At 69.8% G+C, this 23330-nt stretch carries 22 protein-coding genes and 2 riboswitches; of the genes, 8 read left to right on the top strand and 14 right to left on the bottom strand.

Annotated features, from left to right (window positions below; all coding sequences use genetic code 11):
• Positions 1 to 7 precede the first annotated feature (7 nt).
• A complete protein-coding gene (locus tag BM290_RS34820) occupies positions 8 to 370 on the bottom strand; it encodes an Atu4866 domain-containing protein (RefSeq protein ID WP_093620253.1) in 363 nt (120 codons plus the stop codon).
• Positions 371 to 488: 118 nt separating this feature from the next.
• The gene (locus BM290_RS34815; RefSeq protein WP_373871125.1) at positions 489 to 1088 is read right to left on the bottom strand and encodes a TetR/AcrR family transcriptional regulator; all 600 of its coding nucleotides are present in this window, start codon (positions 1086 to 1088) and stop codon (positions 489 to 491) included.
• A 187-nt stretch (positions 1089 to 1275) separates the two neighbouring features.
• Between BM290_RS34815 and BM290_RS34810 the strand changes: the two genes are divergently transcribed.
• On the top strand, positions 1276 to 2172 hold the full coding sequence (locus BM290_RS34810; protein WP_093620173.1) for an ABC transporter permease: 897 nt from the start codon (positions 1276 to 1278) through the stop codon (positions 2170 to 2172).
• Positions 2165 to 2935 carry an ABC transporter ATP-binding protein gene (locus tag BM290_RS34805; protein ID WP_093620172.1) on the top strand — a complete coding sequence of 257 codons (771 nt, stop codon included), beginning with the start codon at positions 2165 to 2167 and terminating at the stop codon, positions 2933 to 2935. The genes BM290_RS34810 and BM290_RS34805 overlap by 8 nt, the downstream gene beginning before the upstream one ends.
• A 24-nt stretch (positions 2936 to 2959) precedes the next feature.
• Here the strand turns inward: BM290_RS34805 and BM290_RS34800 are convergent, their stop codons facing one another.
• A complete protein-coding gene (locus tag BM290_RS34800) occupies positions 2960 to 3994 on the bottom strand; it encodes a coiled-coil domain-containing protein (protein ID WP_093620171.1) in 1035 nt (344 codons plus the stop codon).
• Positions 3993 to 4129, bottom strand: a riboswitch (cyclic di-AMP (ydaO/yuaA leader). It overlaps the preceding gene by 2 nt.
• Positions 4130 to 4336: 207 nt before the next feature.
• Positions 4337 to 4468, top strand: a riboswitch (cyclic di-AMP (ydaO/yuaA leader).
• A gap of 6 nt (positions 4469 to 4474) precedes the next feature.
• Between BM290_RS34800 and BM290_RS34795 the strand changes: the two genes are divergently transcribed.
• Complete coding sequence (locus tag BM290_RS34795) at positions 4475 to 5503, top strand: coiled-coil domain-containing protein (protein ID WP_093620170.1); 1029 nt, start codon at positions 4475 to 4477, stop codon at positions 5501 to 5503.
• Positions 5504 to 5564: 61 nt separating this feature from the next.
• Here the strand turns inward: BM290_RS34795 and BM290_RS34790 are convergent, their stop codons facing one another.
• The 5 genes from BM290_RS34790 to BM290_RS34770 form a co-directional block, all read right to left on the bottom strand.
• The gene (locus tag BM290_RS34790; protein WP_093620169.1) at positions 5565 to 7928 is read right to left on the bottom strand and encodes a glycoside hydrolase family 65 protein; all 2364 of its coding nucleotides are present in this window, start codon (positions 7926 to 7928) and stop codon (positions 5565 to 5567) included.
• Positions 7929 to 7951: 23 nt separating this feature from the next.
• Complete coding sequence (locus BM290_RS34785) at positions 7952 to 8686, bottom strand: beta-phosphoglucomutase family hydrolase (protein WP_093620168.1); 735 nt, start codon at positions 8684 to 8686, stop codon at positions 7952 to 7954.
• Positions 8687 to 8764: 78 nt separating this feature from the next.
• Entirely contained in the window at positions 8765 to 9238 is a 474-nt protein-coding gene (locus BM290_RS34780; protein WP_093620167.1) for an ATP-binding protein, read from the bottom strand.
• Between the two features lie 82 nt (positions 9239 to 9320).
• Positions 9321 to 10613 (bottom strand): ABC transporter ATP-binding protein, encoded by a 1293-nt coding sequence (locus tag BM290_RS34775; RefSeq protein ID WP_093620166.1) that lies wholly within the window; start codon positions 10611 to 10613, stop codon positions 9321 to 9323.
• A gap of 173 nt (positions 10614 to 10786) precedes the next feature.
• The gene (locus BM290_RS34770) at positions 10787 to 12661 is read right to left on the bottom strand and encodes a DUF5941 domain-containing protein (RefSeq protein ID WP_093620165.1); all 1875 of its coding nucleotides are present in this window, start codon (positions 12659 to 12661) and stop codon (positions 10787 to 10789) included.
• A gap of 343 nt (positions 12662 to 13004) precedes the next feature.
• Between BM290_RS34770 and BM290_RS34765 the strand changes: the two genes are divergently transcribed.
• Complete coding sequence (locus BM290_RS34765; protein ID WP_093620252.1) at positions 13005 to 13202, top strand: PspC domain-containing protein; 198 nt, start codon at positions 13005 to 13007, stop codon at positions 13200 to 13202.
• A gap of 806 nt (positions 13203 to 14008) precedes the next feature.
• Here BM290_RS34765 and BM290_RS34760 read toward each other — a convergent pair.
• The 6 genes from BM290_RS34760 to pdxH form a co-directional block, all read right to left on the bottom strand.
• Positions 14009 to 14749, bottom strand: coding sequence for a DUF4230 domain-containing protein (locus tag BM290_RS34760; protein WP_093620164.1), 741 nt, complete (start codon positions 14747 to 14749; stop codon positions 14009 to 14011).
• Positions 14750 to 15048: 299 nt separating this feature from the next.
• Complete coding sequence (locus tag BM290_RS34755; RefSeq protein WP_093620163.1) at positions 15049 to 15345, bottom strand: type II toxin-antitoxin system VapB family antitoxin; 297 nt, start codon at positions 15343 to 15345, stop codon at positions 15049 to 15051.
• 50 nt (positions 15346 to 15395) lie between these two features.
• Entirely contained in the window at positions 15396 to 16010 is a 615-nt protein-coding gene (locus BM290_RS34750; protein ID WP_093620162.1) for a nitroreductase family protein, read from the bottom strand.
• Between the two features lie 115 nt (positions 16011 to 16125).
• Positions 16126 to 17046: an aldose 1-epimerase family protein gene (locus tag BM290_RS34745; RefSeq protein ID WP_093620161.1), complete on the bottom strand. Its 921-nt coding sequence runs from the start codon at positions 17044 to 17046 to the stop codon at positions 16126 to 16128.
• A 10-nt stretch (positions 17047 to 17056) separates the two neighbouring features.
• Entirely contained in the window at positions 17057 to 18313 is a 1257-nt protein-coding gene (locus BM290_RS34740; protein ID WP_093620251.1) for an MFS transporter, read from the bottom strand.
• A gap of 29 nt (positions 18314 to 18342) precedes the next feature.
• A complete protein-coding gene (gene pdxH / locus BM290_RS34735; RefSeq protein ID WP_093620160.1) occupies positions 18343 to 18966 on the bottom strand; it encodes a pyridoxamine 5'-phosphate oxidase in 624 nt (207 codons plus the stop codon).
• Between the two features lie 226 nt (positions 18967 to 19192).
• On the opposite strand from pdxH, the gene BM290_RS34730 reads away from it, so the two are divergent.
• The 4 genes from BM290_RS34730 to thpR all read left to right on the top strand — a co-directional run bounded on the left by BM290_RS34730 (position 19193) and on the right by thpR (position 23300).
• Positions 19193 to 20299 (top strand): citrate synthase 2, encoded by a 1107-nt coding sequence (locus BM290_RS34730; RefSeq protein ID WP_093620159.1) that lies wholly within the window; start codon positions 19193 to 19195, stop codon positions 20297 to 20299.
• A gap of 45 nt (positions 20300 to 20344) precedes the next feature.
• Positions 20345 to 21466: a phosphoserine transaminase gene (serC, locus tag BM290_RS34725; protein WP_093620158.1), complete on the top strand. Its 1122-nt coding sequence runs from the start codon at positions 20345 to 20347 to the stop codon at positions 21464 to 21466.
• A gap of 290 nt (positions 21467 to 21756) precedes the next feature.
• Positions 21757 to 22812, top strand: coding sequence for a septation protein SepH (gene sepH, locus BM290_RS34720; RefSeq protein ID WP_093620157.1), 1056 nt, complete (start codon positions 21757 to 21759; stop codon positions 22810 to 22812).
• Entirely contained in the window at positions 22809 to 23300 is a 492-nt protein-coding gene (thpR, locus tag BM290_RS34715) for an RNA 2',3'-cyclic phosphodiesterase (protein WP_093620156.1), read from the top strand. The genes sepH and thpR overlap by 4 nt, the downstream gene beginning before the upstream one ends.
• Positions 23301 to 23330: the final 30 nt, after the last annotated feature.

Genomic DNA, 23330 nt, shown 5'->3' with positions numbered 1-23330 from the left:
GAGCCGATCAGGCGGTGGGGCGCAGGCGGTGGCCGGCCATCTCCAGCTCGCCGTCGTGGACGTGCACCGGGGTGTTGAGGCCGGAGTCGTCGCGCAACACGACCGACTCCCCCTCGATCCGGTAGGTGCCGCGGGCCGGGCGGCGGCGGCCGGCCACCTCGCCCGCGTAGGTGCCGTCCCCGCGCAGCTGGAGCTTCACCACGCCGTCCGGGCTGCGCCAGGCGCCGACCACGGCCGCGCCGGTGACCACGAGGGGACGGGTGGGTGTGGCGCCGCGGTACGGATCCTCGGTCCCACCCATGGCGATGGCCAGGACGGAAGCCGCGTCGAGCACGGTGAGGTCGACGCTGAGGTCACAGGAGGTGGTCATGGTGTTGGCCTCCGGATCGGTGGGGGGTCGGCCTCTCCGGTCGGCACCGACGGCCCGCACCAGTGGATTTCCTGAGTTGCGATGGGGAGCGAACCGGTGGGTGTACGGGTGCGGCGGGTCAGCCGGTGGCCCGCAGCGCCGCCGTGACCGCGACCGTGAACTTCTCCAGGTAGTCCTCCTCGATCGGCTGCCGGGCCACGGCCAGACGCCAGTAGAGCGGCCCGAGGATCAGGTCGACGGCCACCTCCGGGTCGGTGCCGGCGGGCAGCTCGCCGCGGGCCACCGCCTGGCCGATCAGCTTCTCGCCGACGGCCTGCTGGTGGGTCCGCAGAGCGCGCTGGAGCGTCTCCGCGATCTGCGGGTTACGGGCCGCCTCGGCCATCAGGTCCGGGATGATCTGGGAGGCCACCCGGTGCTGAAGCGCCGTGCTGACGATCATCAGGAGCAACGAGAGGTCGCCGGAGAAACTTCCGGTGTCGGGAAGTGGAACTTTTCGTTCCGCGACATCCGAGATTATCTCCATTACCATTTCGAGCTTGTTGCTCCATCGACGGTAGATGGCCGTCTTGCCGACCCCGGCACGACGGGCAACCGCCTCGATGGACAGCCGGCCGTAACCGACCTCTGCCAGCTCTTTCATGACCGCGTTACGGATCGCCACGGTGATGTCGCCTCGGAGCACCGCCGCTCCGGCAGGTGCGCGCTTAATCGTCGCCACCTGGACACTATAGCGCTACGACGTAACGGTTGCGTTCCGCCGTTTGGTCAGCTACCGTCACAGCCGCGTCGATACGAACCCGTTTCATCGGCGCGGTCGAGGGCCTGTCATGCTGCATGCTGTGTCCTCGCACCAGGCATCGGATCCCGCCGCGCCCCAAGGGCCGACCAGATCGGAGCACCACCCCATGACAGAGACGGCGGTCGCCTCGGCCGACGCCGGCCTCTCCCTCAAGGAGCTGGCCCGGCGCAACGGTCTGAGCGCCTCCGGGCGGCTGCCCAGCCTCCCGGAGTATTCGCGGACACTCTGGGCGTACCGGCACTTCATCCGGGCACACGCCAGCGCGAAGATCACTTCTTCGCTCGGCAACACCAAGCTCGGCTCGGTGTGGCAGGTGCTCACCCCGATGATCAACGCCGGCGTCTACTACGTGATCTTCGGCTTGGTGCTGGGCGGTCACCGTGACATGCCCAACTTCATCGCGTATCTCTGCATCGGCGTCTTCGTCTTCCAGTTCACCCAGTCGGTGGTCCAGACCGGCGCCAACGCGATCACCGGCAACCTCGGCCTGATCCGGGCGCTGCACTTCCCGCGCGCCAGCCTGCCGCTGTCCGCCGCGCTGGTCGAGATCCGCAACTTCATCGTGGCGCTCTTCGTCCTGATGGGGATCGTGCTGATCACCGGCGAGCCGATCACCCTCCAGTGGCTGCTCCTGGCGCCCCTGCTGCTTCTGCAGTCGATCTTCAACCTGGGCATGGGCCTGTTCATGGCCCGCTTCGGCTCCAAGGTCCGCGACGTGAAACAGCTGATCCCGTTCATCATGCGGTTCTGGCTGTACGGATCGGCCGTGCTCTACCCGGTCACCAAGTTCGGTGACGTTCTGAGCGGCTGGCAGCTCCAGGTCGTCGAGGCCAACCCGCTGCTGGTCTTCATCGAGCTGGCGCGCCACGCGCTGCTCGAAGAGGTGGTGCTGGCCAACTCGCCCGCCGTGCTGTGGACCGAGGCGACCGTCTGGAGCCTGGTCGTCGGCATCACCGGATACCTGTACTTCTGGCGCGGAGAGAAGGGCTACGGCCGTGGCTGACAACGAGCGCATCCCGACGGTCATCGCCGACGAGGCCCACATCGTCTACAAGATCCACCAGGCCGGTTCGGTCAGCTCCAGCCCGCTCGCCAGCTTCAAGCGCCTCACCACTCGCGCCAAGAACGCGAACATCCGCGAGGTGCACGCCGTGAAAGGCGTGAGCTTCGTCGCGTACAAGGGTGAGGCGATCGGCCTGATCGGCACCAACGGCTCAGGCAAGTCGACACTGCTGCGCGCGGTGGCGGGGCTGCTGCCGGTGTCCAGCGGCGCGATCTACGCGGCCGGGCAGCCGTCGCTGCTCGGTGTCAACGCGGCCCTGATGAACGAGTTGCCCGGCGACCGCAACGTCGAGCTGGGCTGCCTCGCGATGGGCATGTCGCCGGCCGAGGTGCAGGCGAAACGGGACGCGATCATCGAGTTCTCCGGCATCAACGACAAGGGCGACTTCTCGTCGCTGCCGATGCGGACGTACTCGTCGGGCATGTCGGCCCGGCTCCGGTTCTCCATCGCGGCCGCGAAGAAGCACGACGTGCTGCTGATCGACGAGGCGCTGGCCACCGGTGACGCGAAATTCCGCAAGCGCAGCGAGGCCCGGGTCCGGGAGCTGCGGCAGGAGGCCGGCACGGTGTTCCTGGTGAGCCACAGCGAGCAGTCGATCCGGGACACCTGCGAGCGCTGCATCTGGCTGGAGGCCGGCGTGATCCGCGCGGACGGCCCGACCGGTGAGGTGATGAAGGAGTACGAGGCCTTCTCCCGCAGGTAGGCCCCGTACCCCTTCGGTTCCGGGCTAGTTGACCGACAGGTGCACGTGGTTGGTGTGGTCGCTGGACGGGTCTCCGCCCGCCCCGCTGTACGACTTCCAGCCACTGCTCGGTAGCCAGATCCGGCGATACCAGATCACGTAGAGCACGTTGAGATCGTCGGCGTTGTTGATGAAGTAGTTCGCCAGGTTGTTGCCGTAGGTCTTGTCGGCGCCCGTGGCGTCCCCACCGAAGGTGCCCTTCTCGGCGGAGAAGTCACAGGCCCGGCCCTTGGGATGCTCGCCGCTGTTCTGCGTCCGCCAGCACTTGGTGAACCGGGTGAACCCGGCGGAGCGAGCCTGCTTGTAGGCGTGCAGCAGCGTGGCGGTGACGCAGCCGCCCGTCCCGGTCGGGTCGGTCTGGTTGCAGCTGGTGCCGGTCGGCCCCGGCGCCGCGTCGGCGCTGCCGCCGCCGTCGGACGAGGAGCCGGCGTCGCTGCCCTGGTTCGCCGCCTTCAGCGCCGCCTCGGCCTGCTGTTTCTGCTTCTCCATCACGGTGACCTGCTTCTGCTGGTCCTTGATGGCGATGTCGATGGCGGTCTTGGCCTTCTGCTGGGTCTCCCGGGTGGTCTTGAGGTCCTGGATCGCCCGGTTCTGGTCGGCGGCCACGATCGCCAGCGTCTCGGCCCGGCCCAGGAAGCCCTCGGCCGAGTCGGAGTTGAGCAGCGCCGCCATCGGCCCGCCCCGGCCCGCGGTGTACGCCTGCGAGGCCAACAGGTCCAGCCGGTCCTGCTGCGGCCCCAGATCGGCGTCCAGGCGCTTGAGCTCGGCGGTCAGCTTGGCCTGCTGCTCCTTGGAGGTCTTGAGCTTGGCCTTGGCCTCCACGAAGCCCTTGGAGGCCTTCTCGAGTTTGTCGATCAGTGACGCGGAGCCGCCCTCACCGTCGTCACCGGAGTCGCCGGGAGCGGCGAGCAGCCGGGGGGCCGCGGTGGCCGGCGTCGGGGCGACGGCCAGTCCGCACGCGGCGACGAGCAGCGCCAGCAACGCCGCTATTCGCCGCGCAGTGTTCTGCTGCACAGGCATTTCCTTCCGTCGGCCGCCGGCCGGGTTAGCTGACGGGTTCGGGACGAAGGAAATCCCTACCGCTGGTGGCGGATTCACCCCAGGGAATACTGGTTCCCCGGCTCGCCAATGACGGCGATTAGGCGGCGGCTCCCGTGCGGGAACCGCACCGACCATACCCACTCGATCGACAGATCGACAGTTCTCGCACGCGTCGCAATTGCCTCGACACGGCCCGTGACAGCAATTACGGATAGTCATTACGAGGTAACACTTTTGGCCGTTCCCGGGGTCTGATCCGGAGCGATATCTCGGGTAAACTGACCGCCGGTCCTGCCAGGACGGCACCGCCCCCGAGTTGCCGGCAGGCCGCCGCCCAATCGTCGAAAGGCGAGCCGGGGAACCAGGTCACTGGGGTGTATCCGCAGTTTGCGGTAGGGATTGCTTCCGTCCCGAACCCGTCAGCTAACTCGGTCGGCGGTGACACGGAAGGAACTGTTGATGACCGCAAGTCCCCGCCGGTGGCTGATACTTGCCCTGGCGCCGCTGATGGCTGCCGTGATGCTCGCGGCACCCGCGTCTCCGGCCTCGGCCGAGCCCGGCGGTTCTTCCACTGCTCAAGAGCAGGAGCAGGACGGCAACGACAAGAACGCGATCCTCTCCGATGTGATCGAGAACACGAACCGGCGCTACGTGTCCGCCAAGGCGGCCGTGGAGAAGTCGGTGAAGGCCCAGGCTCAGCTGGCCAATCAGATCAAGCAGGCTGAGGCCCGGCGCGACGTGCTGATCCCCGAGGTCGACAAGATCGCCAAAGAGCAGTACATGACGGGCAACCTGAGCTCGATCGGCTATCTGCTCAACGCCAACTCCTCCGGTGACTTCCTGGAGAAGGCGGTCTCCCTGGAGGAGATCAACCGGCTGCACGACGCCAAGCTGCGTGAGCTCAATGAGGCCCTCCGGACCATCACCGAGAGCAAGGCCCGGCTCGACGCCGAGGTGAAGCAGCAGCAGCAGGACGCCGCCGCGATGAAGAAGCAGAAGGACGCCGCGGTCGACGCGCTCGCCCTGGTCGGCGGCAAGGGTGTCACCAAGGGCCTGGTGGTCGCCAACTCGCCCGAGGCGGCTCCGGCGCCCCGCAACTCCAGCGGCGGCTTCTCGGCCGAGGGCTGCACCGAGAACGACCCGACCACGGGCGGCTGCATCACCAAGCGCACGCTGCACATGTACAAGGAAGTCAAGAAGGCCGGCTTCAACAACTTCGTCGGCTGTCACCGTGACGGTGGACCGTTCGAGCATCCCAAGGGCCGCGCCTGCGACTGGTCGCTGCAGAAATCGGGCTTCTCGACGTATGACACCGACAAGGAGTTCCGGTACGGCAACAACCTGATGGCGTTCCTGGTGCGTAACGCGGACGCACTAGGCATCTACTACGTCATCTGGAACAAGCAGATCTGGTTCCCGGCGAACGGCTGGAGCAACTACCACGGGGTCAGTGACCACACCGACCACGTGCACGTATCGATGCTCTAGAGGCATACGCAACGGCCCCCGTCCTGTTCAGGACGGGGGCCGTTGCGTATGCCGGCTCGAATCAGTGCAGCGAGCGGCGGACCGGCGCCCGGCCGTACGGCTGGGACGGCGCCGGACCCGCCGGAACCGCCGCCGGGATCGGCATCGTCACCGGCCGGACCTGAGTGACCTCCAGCTCCTTGCCGTGGTGCAGCAGGGTGAGCCTGGCCTGGCCGCCACCGTTGCGCAGCGAGTAGGTGACCTCGTCGGACGTCACGCTCACCCGCAGCCGCAAACCACGCCAGAGCAGCGAGAACTCCAGGTGACTGATCCGGCTGGGCAGGCGCGGCGCGAACGACAGCTGACCGTTGAAGTCACGCATGCCGCCGAGACCAGCGACCAGCGAGATCCAGGTGCCGGCCAGCGACGCCACGTGCACCCCGTCGCGGGCGTTCTGGTGCAGGTCGTGCAGGTCCATCAGGGCGGCCTCGCCCAGATAGTCGTGCGCGAGCTCCAGGTGCCCGGTCTCGGCCGCGAGGACGGCCTGGATGCAGGCGGAGAGCGACGAGTCCCGGACGGTCCGCGCGTCGTAGTAGGCGAAGTTGCGTGACTTCTCCTCCGGCGTGAACGCGTCCCCCCGGATGTACATCGCCATGACCAGGTCGGCCTGCTTGACCACCTGCTTGCGGTACAGGTCGAAGTACGGGTAGTTGAGCAGCAGCGGGTACCCCTCGGGCGGGGTGTTCTCGAAGTCCCACTCCTGGAGCCGGGTGAAGCCCTCGCACTGCTGGTGGACGCCGAGCTCCTTGTCGTACGGGATGTGCACGGCCGCCGCCGCGTCCCGCCAGGAGGCCGTCTCCTCGTCGTCGACCCCGAACCGCCGGGCCAGGTCCGGGTGGCGCTTGCAGGCCTCGACAGCGGTCATCAGGTTCTGCTGGGCCATCAGGTTGGTGTAGATGTTGTCGTTGACGACGGCCGTGTACTCGTCGGGCCCGGTGACACCGTCGATGTGGAACCGGCCGTGCCGGTCGTGGTGGCCCAGCGACCGCCACAGCCGCGCCGTCTCCACCAGCAGCTCCAGGCCGACCTCGCGCTCGAAGTCGTAGTCGCCGGTGGCCTGCACGTAGCGGCGGACCGCGTCGGCGATGTCGGCGGCGATGTGGAAGCCCGCCGTGCCGGCCGGCCAGTACCCGGAGCACTCCTGCCCGCGGATGGTCCGCCACGGGAAGGCCGCGCCCTGCAGGCCGAGCGTCTGGGCGCGCTCCCGGGCCAGGTCCAGCGTCGAGTGCCGCCAGCGCAGCACATCGGCCGCGGCGGAGGGCTGGGTGTAGGTCAGAGCGGGCAGTACGAACGTTTCAGCGTCCCAGAACGTGTGGCCGTCGTACCCCGGACCGGTCAGGCCCTTGGATCCGATCGGGCGCTGTTCCGCCCGGGCGCCGGCCTGCAGCGTGTGGAACAACCCGAACCGGACCGCCTGCTGGACCTCCTGATCGCCCTCGACCTTGACGTCGGAGTGGTCCCAGAACGCGTCGAGGTAGTCCCGCTGCTGCTGGACCAGGCCCTCCCAGCCGTCCAGGCGGGCGCTGGCGAGAGCCGCGCCGACCTGGTCCCGCAGTGCCGGCAACGAGCGCATGCTGGACCAGCCGTACGCCGCCAGCTTGACCACCCGCAGCTTCTGCCCCGGCTCCAGCCGGCAGGCGACGGTGGTGCGCAGCCAGTCCGGGTGGCCCTCGGTGGTGATGGCGTGCCGGCCCGGCGTCTCCACCAGGTGCTCCATCGCCGCGGCCATCCGCAGGTCACTGGCCTTCGTGCGGTGCACGAGGATGCCGCCGGCGGCCTGCTCCAGCATCTCCTCGGCCAGCAGCGGCCGGTCCAGCACGGCGGCCACCCGCGGGTCCTTGCTCATCGGCGGCAACTGCTCGTTGGCCACCAGCTCGGACTGCAGGATCAGCCGTGCGGACGAGTCCAGCGGCTCCACCTCGTAGAGGAAGGCCACCACCGCCCGCTGGGTGAAGGACACCAGCCGCACGGTCCGCACCCGGACGCCCTGACCGGACGGCGACACCCACTCGACGATCCGCTCCAGCGTGCCGGCCCGCAGGTCGAGGCAGCGCTCGTGGGACCGCAGCTCGCCGTAGCGCACGTCGAACGGCTCGTCGTTGACGAGCAGGCGCATCAGCTTGGCGTTGGTGACGTTGACCATGGTCTGGCCGGACTCGGGGAAGCCGTACCCCGCTTCGGCGTGCGGCAGGGGCCGCAGTTCGTAGAACGAGTTCAGGTAGCTGCCCGGCAGGCCGTGCGGCTCGCCCTCGTCCAGGTTTCCGCGTATCCCGATGTGGCCGTTGGAGAGCGCGAACACCGACTCGGACTGGGCCAGCAGGTCCAGATCGAGCCGGGTCTCCCGGATGTGCCAAGGGTCGACGGGGTAAGCCCGTTCACGGATCACGGTCGTGCCTCTCGTAACCGATTTCAGAGGAGGTCTTTTAGATCTTTCACCACGATGTCGGCGCCGTGCTCCCGGAGCGCGTCGGCCTGGTCCACCCGGTCCACACCGATCACGATGCCGAAAGCGCCGGCCCGCCCCGCGGCGACGCCCGCCTGAGCGTCCTCGAACACGGCACACTGGGCCGGGTCGAGGCCGAGCAGCTCGGCGCCGTACAGGAACGTGTCCGGCGCGGGCTTGCCGGGCAGGCCCCGCTCACGCGCCACGACGCCGTCCACGCGGGCCTCCAGGAGGTCGGCGATCCCGGCCGCCTCCAGGACGTCCTTGCAGTTGGCGCTCGCCGACACGACCGCGCGGCGTAGACCGGCGGCCTTGGCGGCCCTCAGATACTCCACCGATCCGGGGTAGACCTGGACGGCGCCTTCTTTGATCTTCTGTAGCACGAGCAGGTTCTTGCGATTGCCGATGCCGTTGACGGTCTCCCGATCGGGGGTGTCGTCGGGGTCGCCCTCGGGCAGCGTGATGCCCCGCGAGGCCAGGAAGGTCCGGACCCCGTCAGCACGCTGCCTGCCGTCGACATATCGGTGATAGTCGACCGCGGAATCGAACGGCACGAAAGGTAGCTCATGCTGTTCGGCCCACGATTTCAGGAACGTGTCGAACGTCTGTTTCCACGCAGCGTTGTGCACCAGCGCGGTTTGCGTAAGCACACCGTCAAGATCGAATAGGCAAGCGGTCACCTGTGAAGGAAGTCCGAGCACGCGCCCAATGTAGCCGGACCCGATCGCGGGCGAGAGGCGAAGGGCAGCTTCACATTTCCACGATGGTTTACAAGTCGTTCAAGCTGCGGAATCCAAGATGATCCGCAGTCCGATCGACGTCCCGATCGGGCCGGTCGCCGTCGTGACCTCGTCACAGAGCCGATGTGCCAGCCACAGCCCGCGCCCGCCGACCTCGAACGCCTCCGCCGCGTGCAGGCCGTCCAGATAGGCGCCCGGGATGCCCGGACCGGAGTCGGTCACCACACACCACACCGAACCGTCCTCGATCTTCAGGACGACCCGGCCGTTGCCGCCGGCATGCAGCACGACATTGGTGAGCACCTCGTTGACGGCCAGCACGAAGCCGTCCTGCCGGTCACCGGCGAGACCCGCCGCCGCGAGCAGACGGATCGCCTCGTGCCGCAGAACCGCGATGTCGTCCGGGCCGAAGGCGCGGTCCAGCAGCACCGGCCACTCCCGGGGCGGGGCGGCATCGGCCCTCGGCTCCCCGTCGAGAGCCGAACGCACGCTCTGGCCGATCCTGTCCTCCACCGTGCTGCAGCCTACGCGCTGTGGCCGACCGGTGGCGGGAGGCATCCGAGGAACCCGCCCGGAAGTGGCGCCTGTCGCACGGTCAGCGCCAGCCGGCATCGATCCGGTCGCCGCGCTGGTCGAAGAAGTGCACGGCGTCCATCCGGACCGAGACGGCGAGCGGATGACCGTGCGAGACCTGCGGATACGGCGCGAGGCGCACGGCCAGCTCGGCCGGCTTGCGGTGATGACGGCCCGGGTCGGTCGCCACCCCGCCGGGGCCCTCCGGGGCCACTTCCGCGCCGCCCGGGCGCGTCAGCCGCTGCAGCGCCCCGCCGAGCCGCCTGAAGGCCCCGCCACCCTGGCCCCGGGTATCGGTCAGCGCCGCGCCGATCTCGTCCACCACGATCGCGGTGGCGCCGATGTCGAGGTACGCCAGCGACTCGTGCCCGTGGTGCTCGAGATACCGGATCCGCCCCTGGAAGACATGGCCCTGCGTGTCCGGGGTGACCGGGGTGAGCGCCTCGGCCCGGATGCCGACCACGATCCGCTCGCCGTGATAGCGGGCCACCGCCCGCGCGCGTGGGTCGCTCCACGCCAGGTACAGGGTCTGCTCGCCGAAGCTCAGCGCTATGTAGCGGTCCAGATGCACGTAGACCGCGGCCTCCAGCAGGTTCATCTTCGGCGAGCCGAGGAACGCCGCGGTGTAGAGCGTCGCCGGGCGCCGGTAGACCTCGGTCGGCGTGCCGAGGTCCTGCAGCACCCCCCTGCGCATGATCGCGACCCGGTCGGCCATGGTCAGCGCCTCGGCCTGGTCGTGCGTCACGTACATGGTGGTCACGCCCAGCTCACGCGTCATGCTGCTGATCTCGGCCCGCAGCTCGGCACGCAGCCCGCTGTCGAGATTGGACAGCGGCTCGTCCATCAGGAAGATCCCGGGACGGCGCACCATGGCCCGGCCCATCGCCACCCGCTGCCGCTGGCCGCCGGAGAGCTGACCGGGCCGCCGGCCGAGCACCTCTCCGATGCCGAGGGCGCCCGCGATCGCGTCCACCCGGTCCTGGCGCGGCGACGGCTCGATGCCGGACAGCTTGAGCGGGAAACCGATGTTCTCCGACACCGTCATGTGCGGATAGAGCGCAAAGTCCTGAAACACCATGGCGATGCTGCGATCGCGGGGCGGCAGTTCCAGCACCGGCTCACCATTGAGAAGGATCTCCCCCCGCGTGGGATCCTCCAGGCCGGCGATCATCCGGAGCACTGTCGACTTACCGCAGCCGGAGGGGCCGAGCAGGACCATGAACTCGCCGTCCTGCACCTCCAGGCTGACGTTGTCGACGGCATAGGTGCCGTCCGGCCAGATCTTGGTGACGTCTTTGAGTGCGACGGTGGACACCGTCAACCTCCCGCGATCGAGTGCGACCCCGAGCCCACGACGGTCGGCGATCGGGCCCTAACTCTGCGAGTGCCTTCGATGGTTCACCATCGGGCGAAAGTGCCATTCGCACATAGTGATCAATCGATTACAGAGATCGGAACATTGCAGGTCGTTGGTGTGCACGTTCACATTCAGAATCGCCAGTCCCGGTGGGTGGTTTTGGTGAGCGTGGCGGCGATCAGGACTGTCAGCGCGGCCATCGCCGGGGTCGCCCAGCCGATCAGGGCGGCCAGGACCAGCAGGAGGACCCGGCCGTCCCAGCCCAGTGCGGTTCCGGCGGTGCCGGTGGCGGGCGCGTTCTGCTCCATGCGGGCGGTCAGGTCGTAGTGCCGCAGCGCCAGCGTGAACAGCAGGAGGAAGACGAGGGGCGGGGGTACGTTCCCGTAGAGGCCGGTGGCGACCACGATCAGGTGTTCGGCGGCGCGTAACGCGGCCGGCACCAGCCAGTCCAGGGCCCTGTCGTGCCGGGTTGCTCCGGAGAAGCCGGTGAGCAGCACGGGGATCACCGCGATGGCGAGCAGCCACGGGTGCAGCGACGGCTCCCCGAGGGCGAACACGGTGACCGTCGCCAGGGCGTACCCCAGGAAGATCACAGCGAACGGCAACGGCCGCCCGGCACCTGTCCGGCTCAGCACCGTGCGCACCAGAGGCCCGTCGTCGCGGTGCCGGGCGGTGTCGACCGTGTCGAGCACCCCCACCCCCATCGACAGGGCACGCAAGGAACGCAACATCAGCGTGTACGCCGCCGCGAACAACCCGAATCCGACGAGCGCGGCAAGAGCCACCCGGCCGTTCGTGAGGGCGGCCAGCACCGAGATCAGCGCCCACCGCTCGCCGATCGGGAAGACGACGACCCGCTTGGCCCAGTAGATCGGCGAGCCCCGCCGGCTCTGCGCCTGTGTGGAGATGGCAGCAAGCCGTGCACCGGCCCCACCCCGGCCGGCTACGGCCGCACCGGGATCGACCGGAGCGGGACGGGTGGCGGCCCTGTTGTGGAGTGCCCCGTACCAGGTGTCGGTCATGTGCCGGGCGGTCTGCACCACGATCGCGGTGACGGCCAGGGACCAGGCGTGGGGCAGGCCCGCCCGGTCGGCCCCGGCGGCGAGACCGGCGTAGACCAGGTACTCCTTGGCGCGGTCGGCCATGGTGTCGAGCCAGCCGCCGAAGGCGCTGAACCGGCGGGTGTAGCGGGCCAGCTGACCGTCCACGCAGTCGAGCACGAAACCGAGGTAGAGCAGGACCGCGCCCGCCACCATCGCGGGGCGGGACGCCTGCCAGAACAGGATCGCCGCGACCACCGCGAACAGCACCGACAGGCCGGTCACCGCGGTCGGGGTCCACCGCAGCCGCGCGGCCAGTCCCGTCAGGTGTGGCGACCAGCTGCTCACGGCGTACGTCGTGAAGAGATCGTCCTCCTCCTTGACGGCGAGCCGCAGCCGCGCCGCGTCCTCGTCCACCGCGGCGATCGCGTCCCGGGCGGCGGCCAGCTGCTCCGAGGACTGCACCTGTTCGGCGTGCAGCAGCCGGACCCGGGTCGCGACCGGGACGAACCCGTCGGCGAGCATCTCGGCCAGCGGACAGGGCCGGTCGAGGGCCTTCTCCAGCAGCGGCAGGTCGGGCGGGGCCACACACATGGCCCCGAGATGCCGGACCGTCCCGCCACCGGGCGGCGCGGCGATCACCCGGCCCCGGTCCTCCCGCAGGTCACCGGACGGGTCGGCGGCGACCAGCACCGTGCTGCGCCCGGCCGGCTCGGTGGCCAGGGTCCGCAGCAGACTGCCGTGCGCGACCAGGTTGTCGGGGCAGATCAGCAGGGGCTCCCCGGCGTCGCGGGCCTGCCGGGCCAGCTCGCGGAGGCGGGACACCTCGTCAGCACCCGGTACGAGCCGATCGATCGCGGACACGCCGGCGGCCCGTAGCGCGCCGGTGAGTTCTCCGGCCAACCGGTCGGCGTCGCCGTGGGGCAGGGCGTGGCCGGTTCGGGCGGTCAGGACGGCCAGGGTCACCCGAGCACCACCGTTCGCCTCCTCGATCCAGTCGGCGGCAGAGCTCGGCGGCCGCCCCGGGCCGCGACCATCACCTGCTCGGTGTGACGCTTCGAACACCCCACGTGCGATCGAGCCCACGGTGCTCAACGAGAGCGGGCCACTCAGGGACGTCCACAACCAGCCTCTGACCTGGGACGAGAGGGATTCAGGTTAACCACCGACCCCGGCTGGGTACGGATGACCCTTACGGGAGCCGCATCGCCGACATCCACCTCGGGAACGAGGGACGGCGCTGCACCCGTACCTACCGTCGAAGTGGCCACGGCAGGAAGCCGAGGCCACCGCCGAAGGAGTGGATGAAGTGACCAGCCCCCTCAGGACCCGCTCGTTCTCCCGCCCCCGCCACAACCGCCGGATCGCCGGTGTCTGCGCCGGCCTGGCCCAGCGCTTCGGGATGCGGCCCGGGATGGTGCGGCTCCTCTTCGTTGTCTCCTGCCTCCTGCCCGGCCCGCAGGTCCTGATCTACCTGGCCCTCTGGGCCCTGATGCCCAGCGAGTGACGTCGCCCGCCACCCGGCGGGCAACACGCCACCCGGCGAGGAACACGCCAACCGGCGAGCAACACCTCGCCGGTTGGCAAAACCTCGCCGGTTGGCAACACGCCGACCGGCGGGCAACACCTCGCCGGTTGGCAACACGTCGACGGTTGGCAACACGTCGAGGGCGAGCAAAACGCCGCCGCGGGGCAACACGCCGTCGGCGGGGATCACCCGCTGGCGCGGCGATAGAGCTTCCGGGCATCCCGTCCCTGCCCCCGTGACGGGATGCCCGGAACCAAGATGACGGGCCGCTCCCCCGGCAACGAAGCCCGGGGAGCGGCCCGCCTCAACAAACCCGCCGCCCTTTCGTCGAGGGCCGCCGACCAACCCCAGCCGACCAACCCCAGCCGCCCAAGCGGAGCCGACGGCCCGACCGCAACCGGCAGCCCGACCGAAACCACCGGTCCGCCCGAGCCAGCCGCCAAACGAGCCGGCCGCACAACAAGGCCAGGCGGCTCGGACGAAGCGAGCCGCCAGACCGAAACCGGCAGCCCGACCAGAGCTGGCCGGCCCGACCGGAACCAGCCCCCGTCAACCAGCCCCCGTCCGAAACCGGCGGCCCGTCCGAAATCGGCAGCCCGACCAGAGCTGGCCGGCCCGACCGGAACCAGCCCGGTCCAAAACGGCGGCCCGTCCGAAACCGGCACCCCGGCTGAAGCCAGCAGCCCGACCGAAACCGGCAGCCCGACCGGAGCTGGCCGGCCCGACCGGAACCAGCGCCCCGACCGAAACCGGCCGGCCGGACGAAGCCCGGCCGGCCGGCTCGCTCACGGGCTGGCGAACGAGACCGTAACGGTGGTGTAGCCGAGCCGCGCGAAGAGGCTCTCCAACATCCGCTGCGTGTTCTCCCGGGCCCGTTTGTCCAGCTCACTGGCCCGCGCCGCCTCGGTGATCCGCTGCTGGGCCAACTGGTAGACCTGCTGCTGCTTGCCCGGGTCGTCGCGGAAGGCGTCGCCGATCCGGTTGAACAGGCCGCGCTCCTCGGCCACCACGTAGCTGCGCTCCATGTCGAGCGCCGCGGTCGACTGCTGGGGAGCTGGCAGAGTCAGCTCGATCGTCTTCTTCTCCTCGTCGATCTTCAACGCGTCGCCGGAGAGGCCGCTGAAGTCCACGTAGGTCTCGACCGTGCCCGAGCCGACGAACAATGTGCGCCGGTTGATGAGGAAATCGGGGATGTTGTCACGGTTTTCCTGCAGGTCGACGATCACCTGGAACGTGCCGTCAGCCGCCACGTAACGCTGAAGGTCGCGCATGGACTGCAGGAGCACCGGCTGACTGCGGTCGGTGGTCTCCTCGGCGAACGGATTGTCGAAGGTGGGCAGCACATTCATCGCGCGCAGCCCGAGGCAGGAGGCGACGATCAGCGCGAAGACGAAGCCGACGAAGATCAGCAGCCGCGCGAAACCGCTCGGCCGGGGCTGCTCGGGGGTGGGCTCCGCAGCGTCCGGCCGATCGGGCACGGCCGGATACTCGCTGGTGGGGTGTTCGGGGGTGGGCGATTCGGCCATGCCCTAACGGTACGGAGGGGGTACGACAATTCGCGACCGGAGAGCACTGATCGGACTCCCGAACCGCGAAACCCCCCAAACCCGATCCTCCCGACGCGCGCCACCGACAAACCCGGCTCGAGACCGCCCGAACTCGCCGAACCACCCCGGCTCCGGGACGCGAAACCTGCCGAACCGAGGGGCGAGACGCACCGAACCCGGGACTCCGGGACGCGAAACCTGCCGGGCCAAGGGGCGAGACCCGCCGAACCCGGGACGCGAAACCTGCCGGACCAAGGGGCAAGACCCGCCGAACCCGGTCAGTCCTCGAGGATCAGCACGCGGGCGTGGATCTCCTTGCGCTGCTGCAGGGCCGCCCGGAGCGCCCGGTGCAACCCGTCCTCCAGGTAGTAGTACCCCTGATACTCCACGACGTGGGGGAACAGGTCACCATAGAAGGTCGAGTCCTCGGCGAGGAGCTTGTCGAGCGCCAGCTCACGCTTGGTGGTGATCAGGTCGGCCAGCCACACCTTGCGCGGCGGGATCTCCGCCCACTCCTTGAGCGTCGTCTGGTGATCGGGGTACGGGGCTCCATCCCGGACCGCTTTGAAGATCACGGCGGTTGCCCTTTCCGTGAGAACCGTATGCCAGCGTACCCGCGGGCCGGTCAGACCTCGCCCGACGAAGCCCACCGGCCATGATGCACCACGTCGGCCACCGGGCGGTGGCCTCGACGCAGTGACGGTGACCTCTTGTCGGCCGCCGGGTACCCGATGGTGAGTGCCCCGATCGGGTGGAACTCGGCCGGCACCCCGAACGCCTCCTTGAACGCCGGCACCCGGGCGGCGGGCACCCCGAAGAAGCACGAGCCGAGTTCCTCGTTTACCGCGGTCAGGTGCATGAGCAGGGCGGCGAAGCCGGTGTCGATGTCCCAGTAGGGAACCGGCCAGCGCGCCTCGTCCCGGTCCGTCCAGCCTTTGTCGGGCTGCGCGTAGCGGTCGAGATACACCGATTTGTTGGAGAACGCCACGATGATCAGGGGGGCCGTCCGCATGCGCTCCAGCCAGCCGCTGTCGCCGCTGCCGTCGGCTGTGCTCGACCAGTAGCGCGAACGGTCCTCGGCCGAGGTCAGGACCAGGAAGCTCCAGCCCTGGCTGAAACCCGCCGACGGCGCCCGCAGCCCGTGCCGCACGATCTTGTCCACCAGGTCGGGGGCGATCGGCCGGTCCGGGTCATAGCTGCGCACCATCCGCCGGCGGCGGACGACCTCGTCGAAATCCATCAGAAGGCGAAACCCATCAGGAGGCGAAACCCATCAGAAGTCGAGACCATCAGAAGTCGAGACCATCAGAAGTCGAGACCATCACAAGTCGAGACCTATCAGCAGTCGAAACCCATCAATACCGGACGCCCCAGGACGTGGCCCAGGTCGAGCCGGGCGCCAGGACGGTCAGGTCACGGCCGGTCCGGAACGCGTCCGGCGGGCAGGTCATCGGCTCGACCGCGATCGATCGGCGGAAGCGCTCGCCGTGCAGCGTGTCGGCGGTGAACACCTGCCAGTACCGGAACTTCTCGTCGGCCCAGACCACGATCGGCCGCTCCGCGCCGGGGCCGGCCAGGGTGAGCGTGGTGATGCCGTCGGCGTCGAAGTCGATGTCGCCGAAGGTGGTGTCGAGCACCAGGTCACCGATGCGGCGCGGCTCGGAGAAGTCGAACTCGGTGCCGGCGATCTTGGTGGCGCCGATCGGGAGCAGGCGGGCGTCGGCCTGGATCCGGGAGGCGGCGGGCACGTGCAGCACGGTGTCGTCGACCGTCACGCCGGGCAGCCGCAGGTACGGATGGACCGAATACCCCCACGGCGCGTTGGCCTCCGAGGTGTTGACCACCTCCTGGTCGCACCGGAGCCCGTCGGCCGAGACCGTCCAGCGGGAGCGCAGCAGCAGCGACCACGGGTAGCCGACCTGCGCGGGCAACTCGTACTCCAGGGTCACCGAGGCGGCGGTCTGCTCGGCGAGCCGCCACCGGGACCAGTTGACCAGGCCGTGGATGGCCGTCCGCCGGGCCGGCTCGGTGAGCGCGAGCTGGTAGGACTGCCCCTCGAACTCGTACTGCCCGTCGCGGATGCGGTTGGGCCACGGCGCGAGGATCTGGCCGGCCGATCCGGGGGAGATCTCGTCGGCGCCGAATCCGTCCAGGATCTCGACGCCGTCCACGGAGTACGACCGGAGCGTCCCGCCGACCTCCACCAGGACGGCACGGTGGCCGTCCGCCTCGATCGACCACTGGACGCCGGACTTGGCGGCTGACTCTGCGCTCATACCCGCGACACTATCGGTCGTCCGCCCGGTCCTGTTCAGGCCGGTATCGGATCAGCGCGGGCGAGGTGAGCCCGAGGACCACGGCCAGCCCGGCGGCGACCAGACCGCCGCCCACCCAGGAGGTGGACACGCTGGTCAGGTCGGCGGTGGCGCCGGCGCGCAGGTCGCCGAGGCGCGGGCCGCCGGCCACCACCACGGTGAACACGCCCTGCAGGCGGCCGCGCAGGTGGTCGGGCGCGAAGGTCTGCATGATCGTCTGCCGGTAGACCGCGCTGACCAGGTCGGCCATCCCGGCCAGGGCGAGCAGCAGCACCATCAGCCACAGGCTGCGGGCCAGTCCGGACAGCCCGATCGCCAGGCCCCACACCACCACCGCGGCGATCAGCGCGAGCCCCTGCCGCCGGACCCGGCTGATCCAGCCGCTGGTCAGGCCGCCGACCATCGCGCCGATCGCGATCGCGCTGTACAGCCAGCCGACCGCCGAGCCGCCGCCGAACTGCTCGGCGGCCGCCGGGAACAGCGCCCGGGGCATGGCGAACACCATGGCGATCAGGTCGACCGCGAAGGACAGCAGCAGCACCGGCTGGGTGACCAGGAACTTGAGGCCGGTCACGATGCCCCGCAGACCCACACTCGGCTTCTCCGGAGACGCCGAGGCGGCGGGCGAGACCACCGGCGGGATGTCCGGCAGCTTCCAGGTCGCCCAGAACGTGACGGTGAACAGCAGGGCGTCCAGCGCGTAGGCCACCTCGACGCCGGCGCCGGTCGACCAGATTCCCATGATCACGCCGGCGGCCAGCGGGCCGAGCACCCCACCGGCCGTGCTGGCCGTGTAGTTCAGCGTGTTCGCCGCCGGCACCAGGGGCTCCGGCACGATCCGCGGGACGATCGAGTGCCGGGCCGGCGAGCTCACCGCGAAGCCGGCGGCCTGGATCGCGGTCAGGGCCAGCAGCAGATGCGCGCTGCGGACCCCGAGGACCGCCTGCGCCAGCAGCGCGAGAGTGGTCGCCCAGGTGATCGCGGAGCTGATGAGCAGCAGCTTGCGGCGATCGACCACGTCGGCGGCGGCGCCGCCCCACAACCCGAAGATCAGCAGGGGTACGAGACCCGCGACCCCGAGCAACCCGACCCAGGTGGGCGAGCCGGTGACGGCGTACATCTGCACCGGCACGGCGACCGCGGTGAACTGGAACCCGAAATACGACGCGCCGTTGCCGATCCACGTCCGCCGGAACGTCGTGACGCCCAGCGGACGGGTGTCGATCATCCAGGCCCGCGGCTCCTTGACGCCCTGACTCAAGGCGCCAGCCTCTCCACGATCCACCCGGCGCCGGTGTCCCGGAAGCGGAGCCGGTCGTGCAGCCGGCTGCTGCGGCCCTGCCAGAACTCGACACTCTCCGGCCGCACCCGCAGCCCGCCCCAGTGCGGTGGCGCCGGCACCGGCCCGGCGCCGAACCGGTCGACGACCGCCGTGAGCCCCTCGGCCAGCGCCTCCGGGCCGGGCAGCACCCGCGACTGCGGGCTGGCCCAGGCGCCGAGCTGGGAGCCGCGCGGCCGGGACGCGAAGTACTCCTCGGTCTCCTGGCGGGACACCCGCTCGACCGATCCGGACACGATCACCTGACGCTGCATCGGAAACCAGGGGAAGACCAGGCCGGCGTACGGGTGAAGCGCCACGTCCGCACCCTTGCGCGACTCATAGTTCGTGAAAAAGACGAAACCGTCCTCGTCGTACCCCTTGAGGAGGACCGTGCGCGCCGACGGCCGTGCCCCCTCGCCTGCCGTCGCCACGATCATCGCGTTGGGCTCCGGCAGGCCGAAGGCCGTCGCGTCGGCGAACCAGGCGGTGAACTGGCTGGTCCACGTCGCGGCGAGAGCATCCTCGAGCAGCGGCGGCCACTCGGTGTAATCCCGGCGCATTCCGGCTGGTGACGGCGGTTCGGTGGCCACACTGCCTCCTTCGCTCACGTCTCAACCGCCCCATGGAGCGTCCAGGGGGACGGAAACGACCGTAAGTCCCCCGCCCGCAAACGTCAGTTGAACCAGGATGGGTGTCATCGAGAGCACAATCGCGACGGGTCGACCGTGCGGTTACTCGGCGGGCAAGATGAATCACCCACCGCAGTTCGGTTCCACAGGGAGTGCCGTGACCGACTTCAAGCCGGGGCTCGAGGGCGTCATCGCGTTCGAGACCGAGATCGCCGAGCCCGACCGGGACGGTGGCGCGCTGCGGTATCGCGGCGTCGACATCGAGGACCTGATCGGACAGGTGTCGTTCGGCAACGTCTGGGGCCTGCTGGTGGACGGCCGGTTCGGGCCGGGGCTGCCACCGGCCGAGCCGTTCCCGGTGCCGGTGCACTCCGGTGACATCCGGGTCGACGTGCAGTCCGCGGTCGCGATGCTCGCGCCGTACTGGGGGCTCTCGCAGATGTTCGACATCAGCGACGAGCAGGCCCGGCGTGATCTGGCCCGGGTGTCGGTGACCGCGCTCTCCTTCGTGGCCCAGGCGGCCCGCGGCCTCGGTCTGCCGGCCGTCCCGCAGAAGGACATCGACAAGGCCGAGACCATCGTGGAGCGGTTCATGCGCCGGTGGCGTGGCGAGCCGGACCCGCGCCACGTCAAGGCCGTCGACGCGTATTTCATCTCCTCCTGTGAGCACGGGCTCAACGCGTCCACCTTCACCGCGCGGATCGTCGCCTCCACCGGGGCGGACGCGGCGGCCTGCATCTCCTCCGGCATCGGCGCGCTCTCCGGCCCGCTGCACGGCGGCGCGCCCACCCGGGTGCTGCAGATGATCGAGGCGGTGGAGCGCAGCGGTGACGCCGAGGCGTATGTGAAGGACATGCTCGACCGCGGTGAGCGGCTGATGGGTTTCGGACACCGGGTCTACCGCGCCGAGGACCCGCGGGCACGTGTGCTGCGCCGGATCGCGAAGGATCTGGGCGCGCCGCGCTACGAGGTGGCCGAGGCGCTGGAGCGGGCCGCGCTGGCCGAGCTGCACGAGCGCAAGCCGGAGCAGCAGCTCTGGACGAACGTGGAGTTCTGGGCGGCCGTGGTGCTCGACTTCGCCGAGGTCCCGGCGCACATGTTCACCTCGATGTTCACCTGCGCGCGGGTGGCCGGCTGGAGCGCGCACATCCTGGAGCAGAAGAAACTCGGCCGGATCCTGCGCCCGGGTCTCCACTATGTGGGAGCGGAGCCGCGGAAGCCGCAGGAGGTCGAGGGCTGGGATCAGCTCCCGCATAATGTATGACCGTGGCAGTGCCAGCCCCGCAGCGGAAAACAGAAGGTCAAATCGTTGAATGACATCCGGATTCCCGACGCGATCAAGCCCGTCGACGGACGGTTCGGCTCCGGGCCGAGCAAGGTCCGTCCCGAGGGAGTCGAGGCGCTCTCCGCGGTGTCCCGCACGTTCATGGGCACCTCCCACCGGCAGAAGACGGTGAAGGACCACGTGGCCCGCCTGCGCCGCGGCCTGGCCGAGTTCTTCTCGATCCCGGACGGGTATGAGGTGATCCTGTCCAATGGCGGCACCAGCGCGTTCTGGGAGGTCGCCGCGTTCGGACTGGTCCGGGAGAAGGCGCAGTTCGCCGAGTTCGGCGAGTTCGGCGCCAAGTTCGTGCAGGCGGTCACCGACGCGCCGTTCCTGGCCGAGCCGACGGTCCACCGCGCGCCGGGTGGCCAGGCGGCCTACCTGACCGCCGAGACCGGTGTCGACGTCTACGCCACCGTGCAGAACGAGACTTCGACGGGTGTGGCCGTCCCGGTTCGCCGGGTCGAGGGCGCCGACCCGGGCGCGCTGCTGCTCACCGACGCCACGTCCGGTGGTGGCAGCCTCGATGTCGACGTCCGTGAGACCGATGTGTACTACTTGGCGCCGCAGAAGGCGCTCGGCTCGGACGGCGGGATCTGGCTGGCCCTGATGTCGCCGGCCGCGATCGAGCGGGCTTTCGCGATCAAGGCCTCGAAACGGTACATTCCGCAGTTCCTCGATCTGGTGACCGCGATCGAGCAGTCCCGTCTGGAGCAGACCTACAACACGCCGGCGCTGGCCACCGTCTTCCTCGCCGCCGAGCAGGTCGACTGGATGAACGCGCAGGGCGGTCTGTCCTGGGCGGTCAAGCGCAGCGCGGAGAGCGCGGCCGCGATCTACGGCTGGGCCGACCGGTCGTCGTTCGCCGAGCCGTTCGTCACCGACCCGGCGCTGCGCTCGGCGGCGGTCGCGACCATCGACTTCGCCGAGGGTGTGGACGCCGCGGCGATCGCGAAGGTGCTGCGCGCCAACGACATCGTCGACACCGAGCCCTACCGCAAACTGGGCCGCAACCAGCTGCGCGTGGCCCTCTACCCCACTGTCGACCCATCCGATGTGACGGCTCTCACCCAGTGCATCGACTACGTCGTCGAGCGGTTGGGGTAGGTCGTCTCCCTCGCATACGCCCGGAGGGCGGCGCAACGATCCGGAGCGGGATTGAGCGTCGCCCGGATGGGTAGTGACGGGATTCATTGCTGTTGACGACGGGTGGCCGTACCTCTAAAAGGGTTTGATGGAGTTCGGCGGCGGAGGACGAAGATCATCTCCGCTGGTCAGCATCTTGACGGCGTGGCTTACCCCCATTGGGTGACCAAGGCGCGTACCGTGTTCCGAAACGCGCCCGGGTGAATGACTCTCGGGATGTCCAGGCCAACGCGACGGGACGGAGGCAACGCATGCGGCCGGTACGCTTCGTCGCCCTTTCCGAGGACGGTCAGGCTCTCGTGCTCGCCGATGAGGTCGGCCGGCTCCTGGCTCTCCCCATCGACGACCGGATCTCGGGTGCGCTCCACGAGGGTCCGGCGGCCCCCGGCAGCGCTGTCGCCGTGCTGGCGTCCGACGCCAACGCACCGACGCTGTCCCCTCGGGACATCCAGGCCCGGATCCGTTCCGGCGAGTCCGCCGAGGATGTGGCCCGCATCGCGGGTGTGCCGGTCGACCGGGTGCTGCGATATGCCGGCCCGGTGCTGCAGGAGCGCGCCATGCTGGCGCAGCATGCTCGCCGCACCCGGCTGAAGACGTCCGATTCCGGTCAGCCGCTGGCCGAGGTGGTCGACAGCCGGCTCGCGCAGCACGGCATCGACACCGAGAAGATCTCGTGGGACGCGTTCCGCCGCGACGACGGCACCTGGCGCATCGTCGCCACCTGGCCGTCCGGCAAGGCCACCGCGCAGGCCATCTGGGACCTCGACAAGGGCCGCCAGGTGGTCTCGCCGCACGACGACATGGCGCAGTATCTGTGTGCCGAGCGGCCCACCCAGATCCTCGGGCAGGAGCCGGCGCCCGAGCGCGGCGGTCACGGCCTGCCCGGCCCGGCCCGCAGCGGTGAGCCGACCCGTGGCGGTCACGGCCTGCCCAGCGCCGACCCGGCCGCGCGGTCGACCCGCGACTCGATCCGGGCCAGCCGCGACGCTCTGCTCGCCTCACTGGACCGGCCGTTGGAGGGCTCGTCCGGCCGCAGCCTGGAGTCGCCCGCCCGGCGCCCGGTCGCCGGTGGCGCCGCGGCCCTGCTCGGCGGTGGTTCCGGTTCGGCCTTCGACGACGACGCCGACCTGCCGAAAGAGGTGCCGGCCGTGCCGTCGCTCGCGGTGCTGCGCCCGCGCCGCACGGTGGGCCAGGCCAACAGCCAGTCGAGCCAGGAGTCCGAGGAGACCAACAAGCCTCGCAAGCGGCTCCCCAGCTGGGATGACGTGCTGTTCGGCGGTGGCCCGGCGGCCCGCGAGTCCTCCTGAGCCGGCTCTTCGTCGCGGTCTTCCCGTCCGAGGAGGCCGTCGATCACCTGCGTGGCCACCTCCCGGCGTCAGCTGCCCGCCGGCCCGAGAAATGGCACGTCACGCTGGCGTTTCTCGGTGACGTCCCGGACGCCGACGTGCCGGTGGTGGCGGCCGCTCTCGCCGACGTGCCCCCGCCCGGCCCGATCACCCTGCGGCTGGCCGGTGCGGGCCGATTCGGGTCGGTGATCTGGGCCGGCGTCCACGGCGAGCTGGAGCGGCTCGGATCCTTCCGGGAGGACGTCCGGCGCGCTCTGGCGGACGCCGGTCTCCCGATCGACGCGCGACCGTTCCGGCCGCATCTCACGATCTCTTATCGGTACGATCGGCGCCTGGCCACGTTGCTCGACGGCTATTCCGGCCCGTCCTGGCCGGTGACGGAGTTCGCCCTGGTGGACAGCGTCGGCGGCGACTATCTCCGGGCCTGGTCCCGTTCCTTGTGTCCTTGACCAGGACCGCCGAGGCGGCACGGCCCGTCT

This window comes from Actinoplanes philippinensis, assembly GCF_900113015.1.
Classification (GTDB): Bacteria; Actinomycetota; Actinomycetes; order Mycobacteriales; family Micromonosporaceae; genus Actinoplanes; species Actinoplanes philippinensis.
The sequence above is the reverse complement of the archived record's forward strand: the minus strand, read 5'-3'. Positions and strand labels throughout refer to the sequence as shown.

What these genes read in the sequence shown, in the direction of transcription:
- BM290_RS34760 (WP_093620164.1), bottom strand. Translation starts at nt 14,749, where the DNA reads ATGGCCGAATCGCCCACCCCCGAACACCCCACCAGCGAGTATCCGGCC.
- BM290_RS34820 (WP_093620253.1), bottom strand. Translation starts at nt 370, where the DNA reads ATGACCACCTCCTGTGACCTCAGCGTCGACCTCACCGTGCTCGACGCG.
- BM290_RS34810 (WP_093620173.1), top strand. Translation starts at nt 1,276, where the DNA reads ATGACAGAGACGGCGGTCGCCTCGGCCGACGCCGGCCTCTCCCTCAAG.
- pdxH (WP_093620160.1), bottom strand. Translation starts at nt 18,966, where the DNA reads ATGCGCCGGGATTACACCGAGTGGCCGCCGCTGCTCGAGGATGCTCTC.
- BM290_RS34745 (WP_093620161.1), bottom strand. Translation starts at nt 17,046, where the DNA reads ATGAGCGCAGAGTCAGCCGCCAAGTCCGGCGTCCAGTGGTCGATCGAG.
- sepH (WP_093620157.1), top strand. Translation starts at nt 21,757, where the DNA reads ATGCGGCCGGTACGCTTCGTCGCCCTTTCCGAGGACGGTCAGGCTCTC.
- BM290_RS34800 (WP_093620171.1), bottom strand. Translation starts at nt 3,994, where the DNA reads ATGCCTGTGCAGCAGAACACTGCGCGGCGAATAGCGGCGTTGCTGGCG.
- BM290_RS34795 (WP_093620170.1), top strand. Translation starts at nt 4,475, where the DNA reads ATGACCGCAAGTCCCCGCCGGTGGCTGATACTTGCCCTGGCGCCGCTG.
- BM290_RS34740 (WP_093620251.1), bottom strand. Translation starts at nt 18,313, where the DNA reads ATGATCGACACCCGTCCGCTGGGCGTCACGACGTTCCGGCGGACGTGG.
- BM290_RS34750 (WP_093620162.1), bottom strand. Translation starts at nt 16,010, where the DNA reads ATGGATTTCGACGAGGTCGTCCGCCGCCGGCGGATGGTGCGCAGCTAT.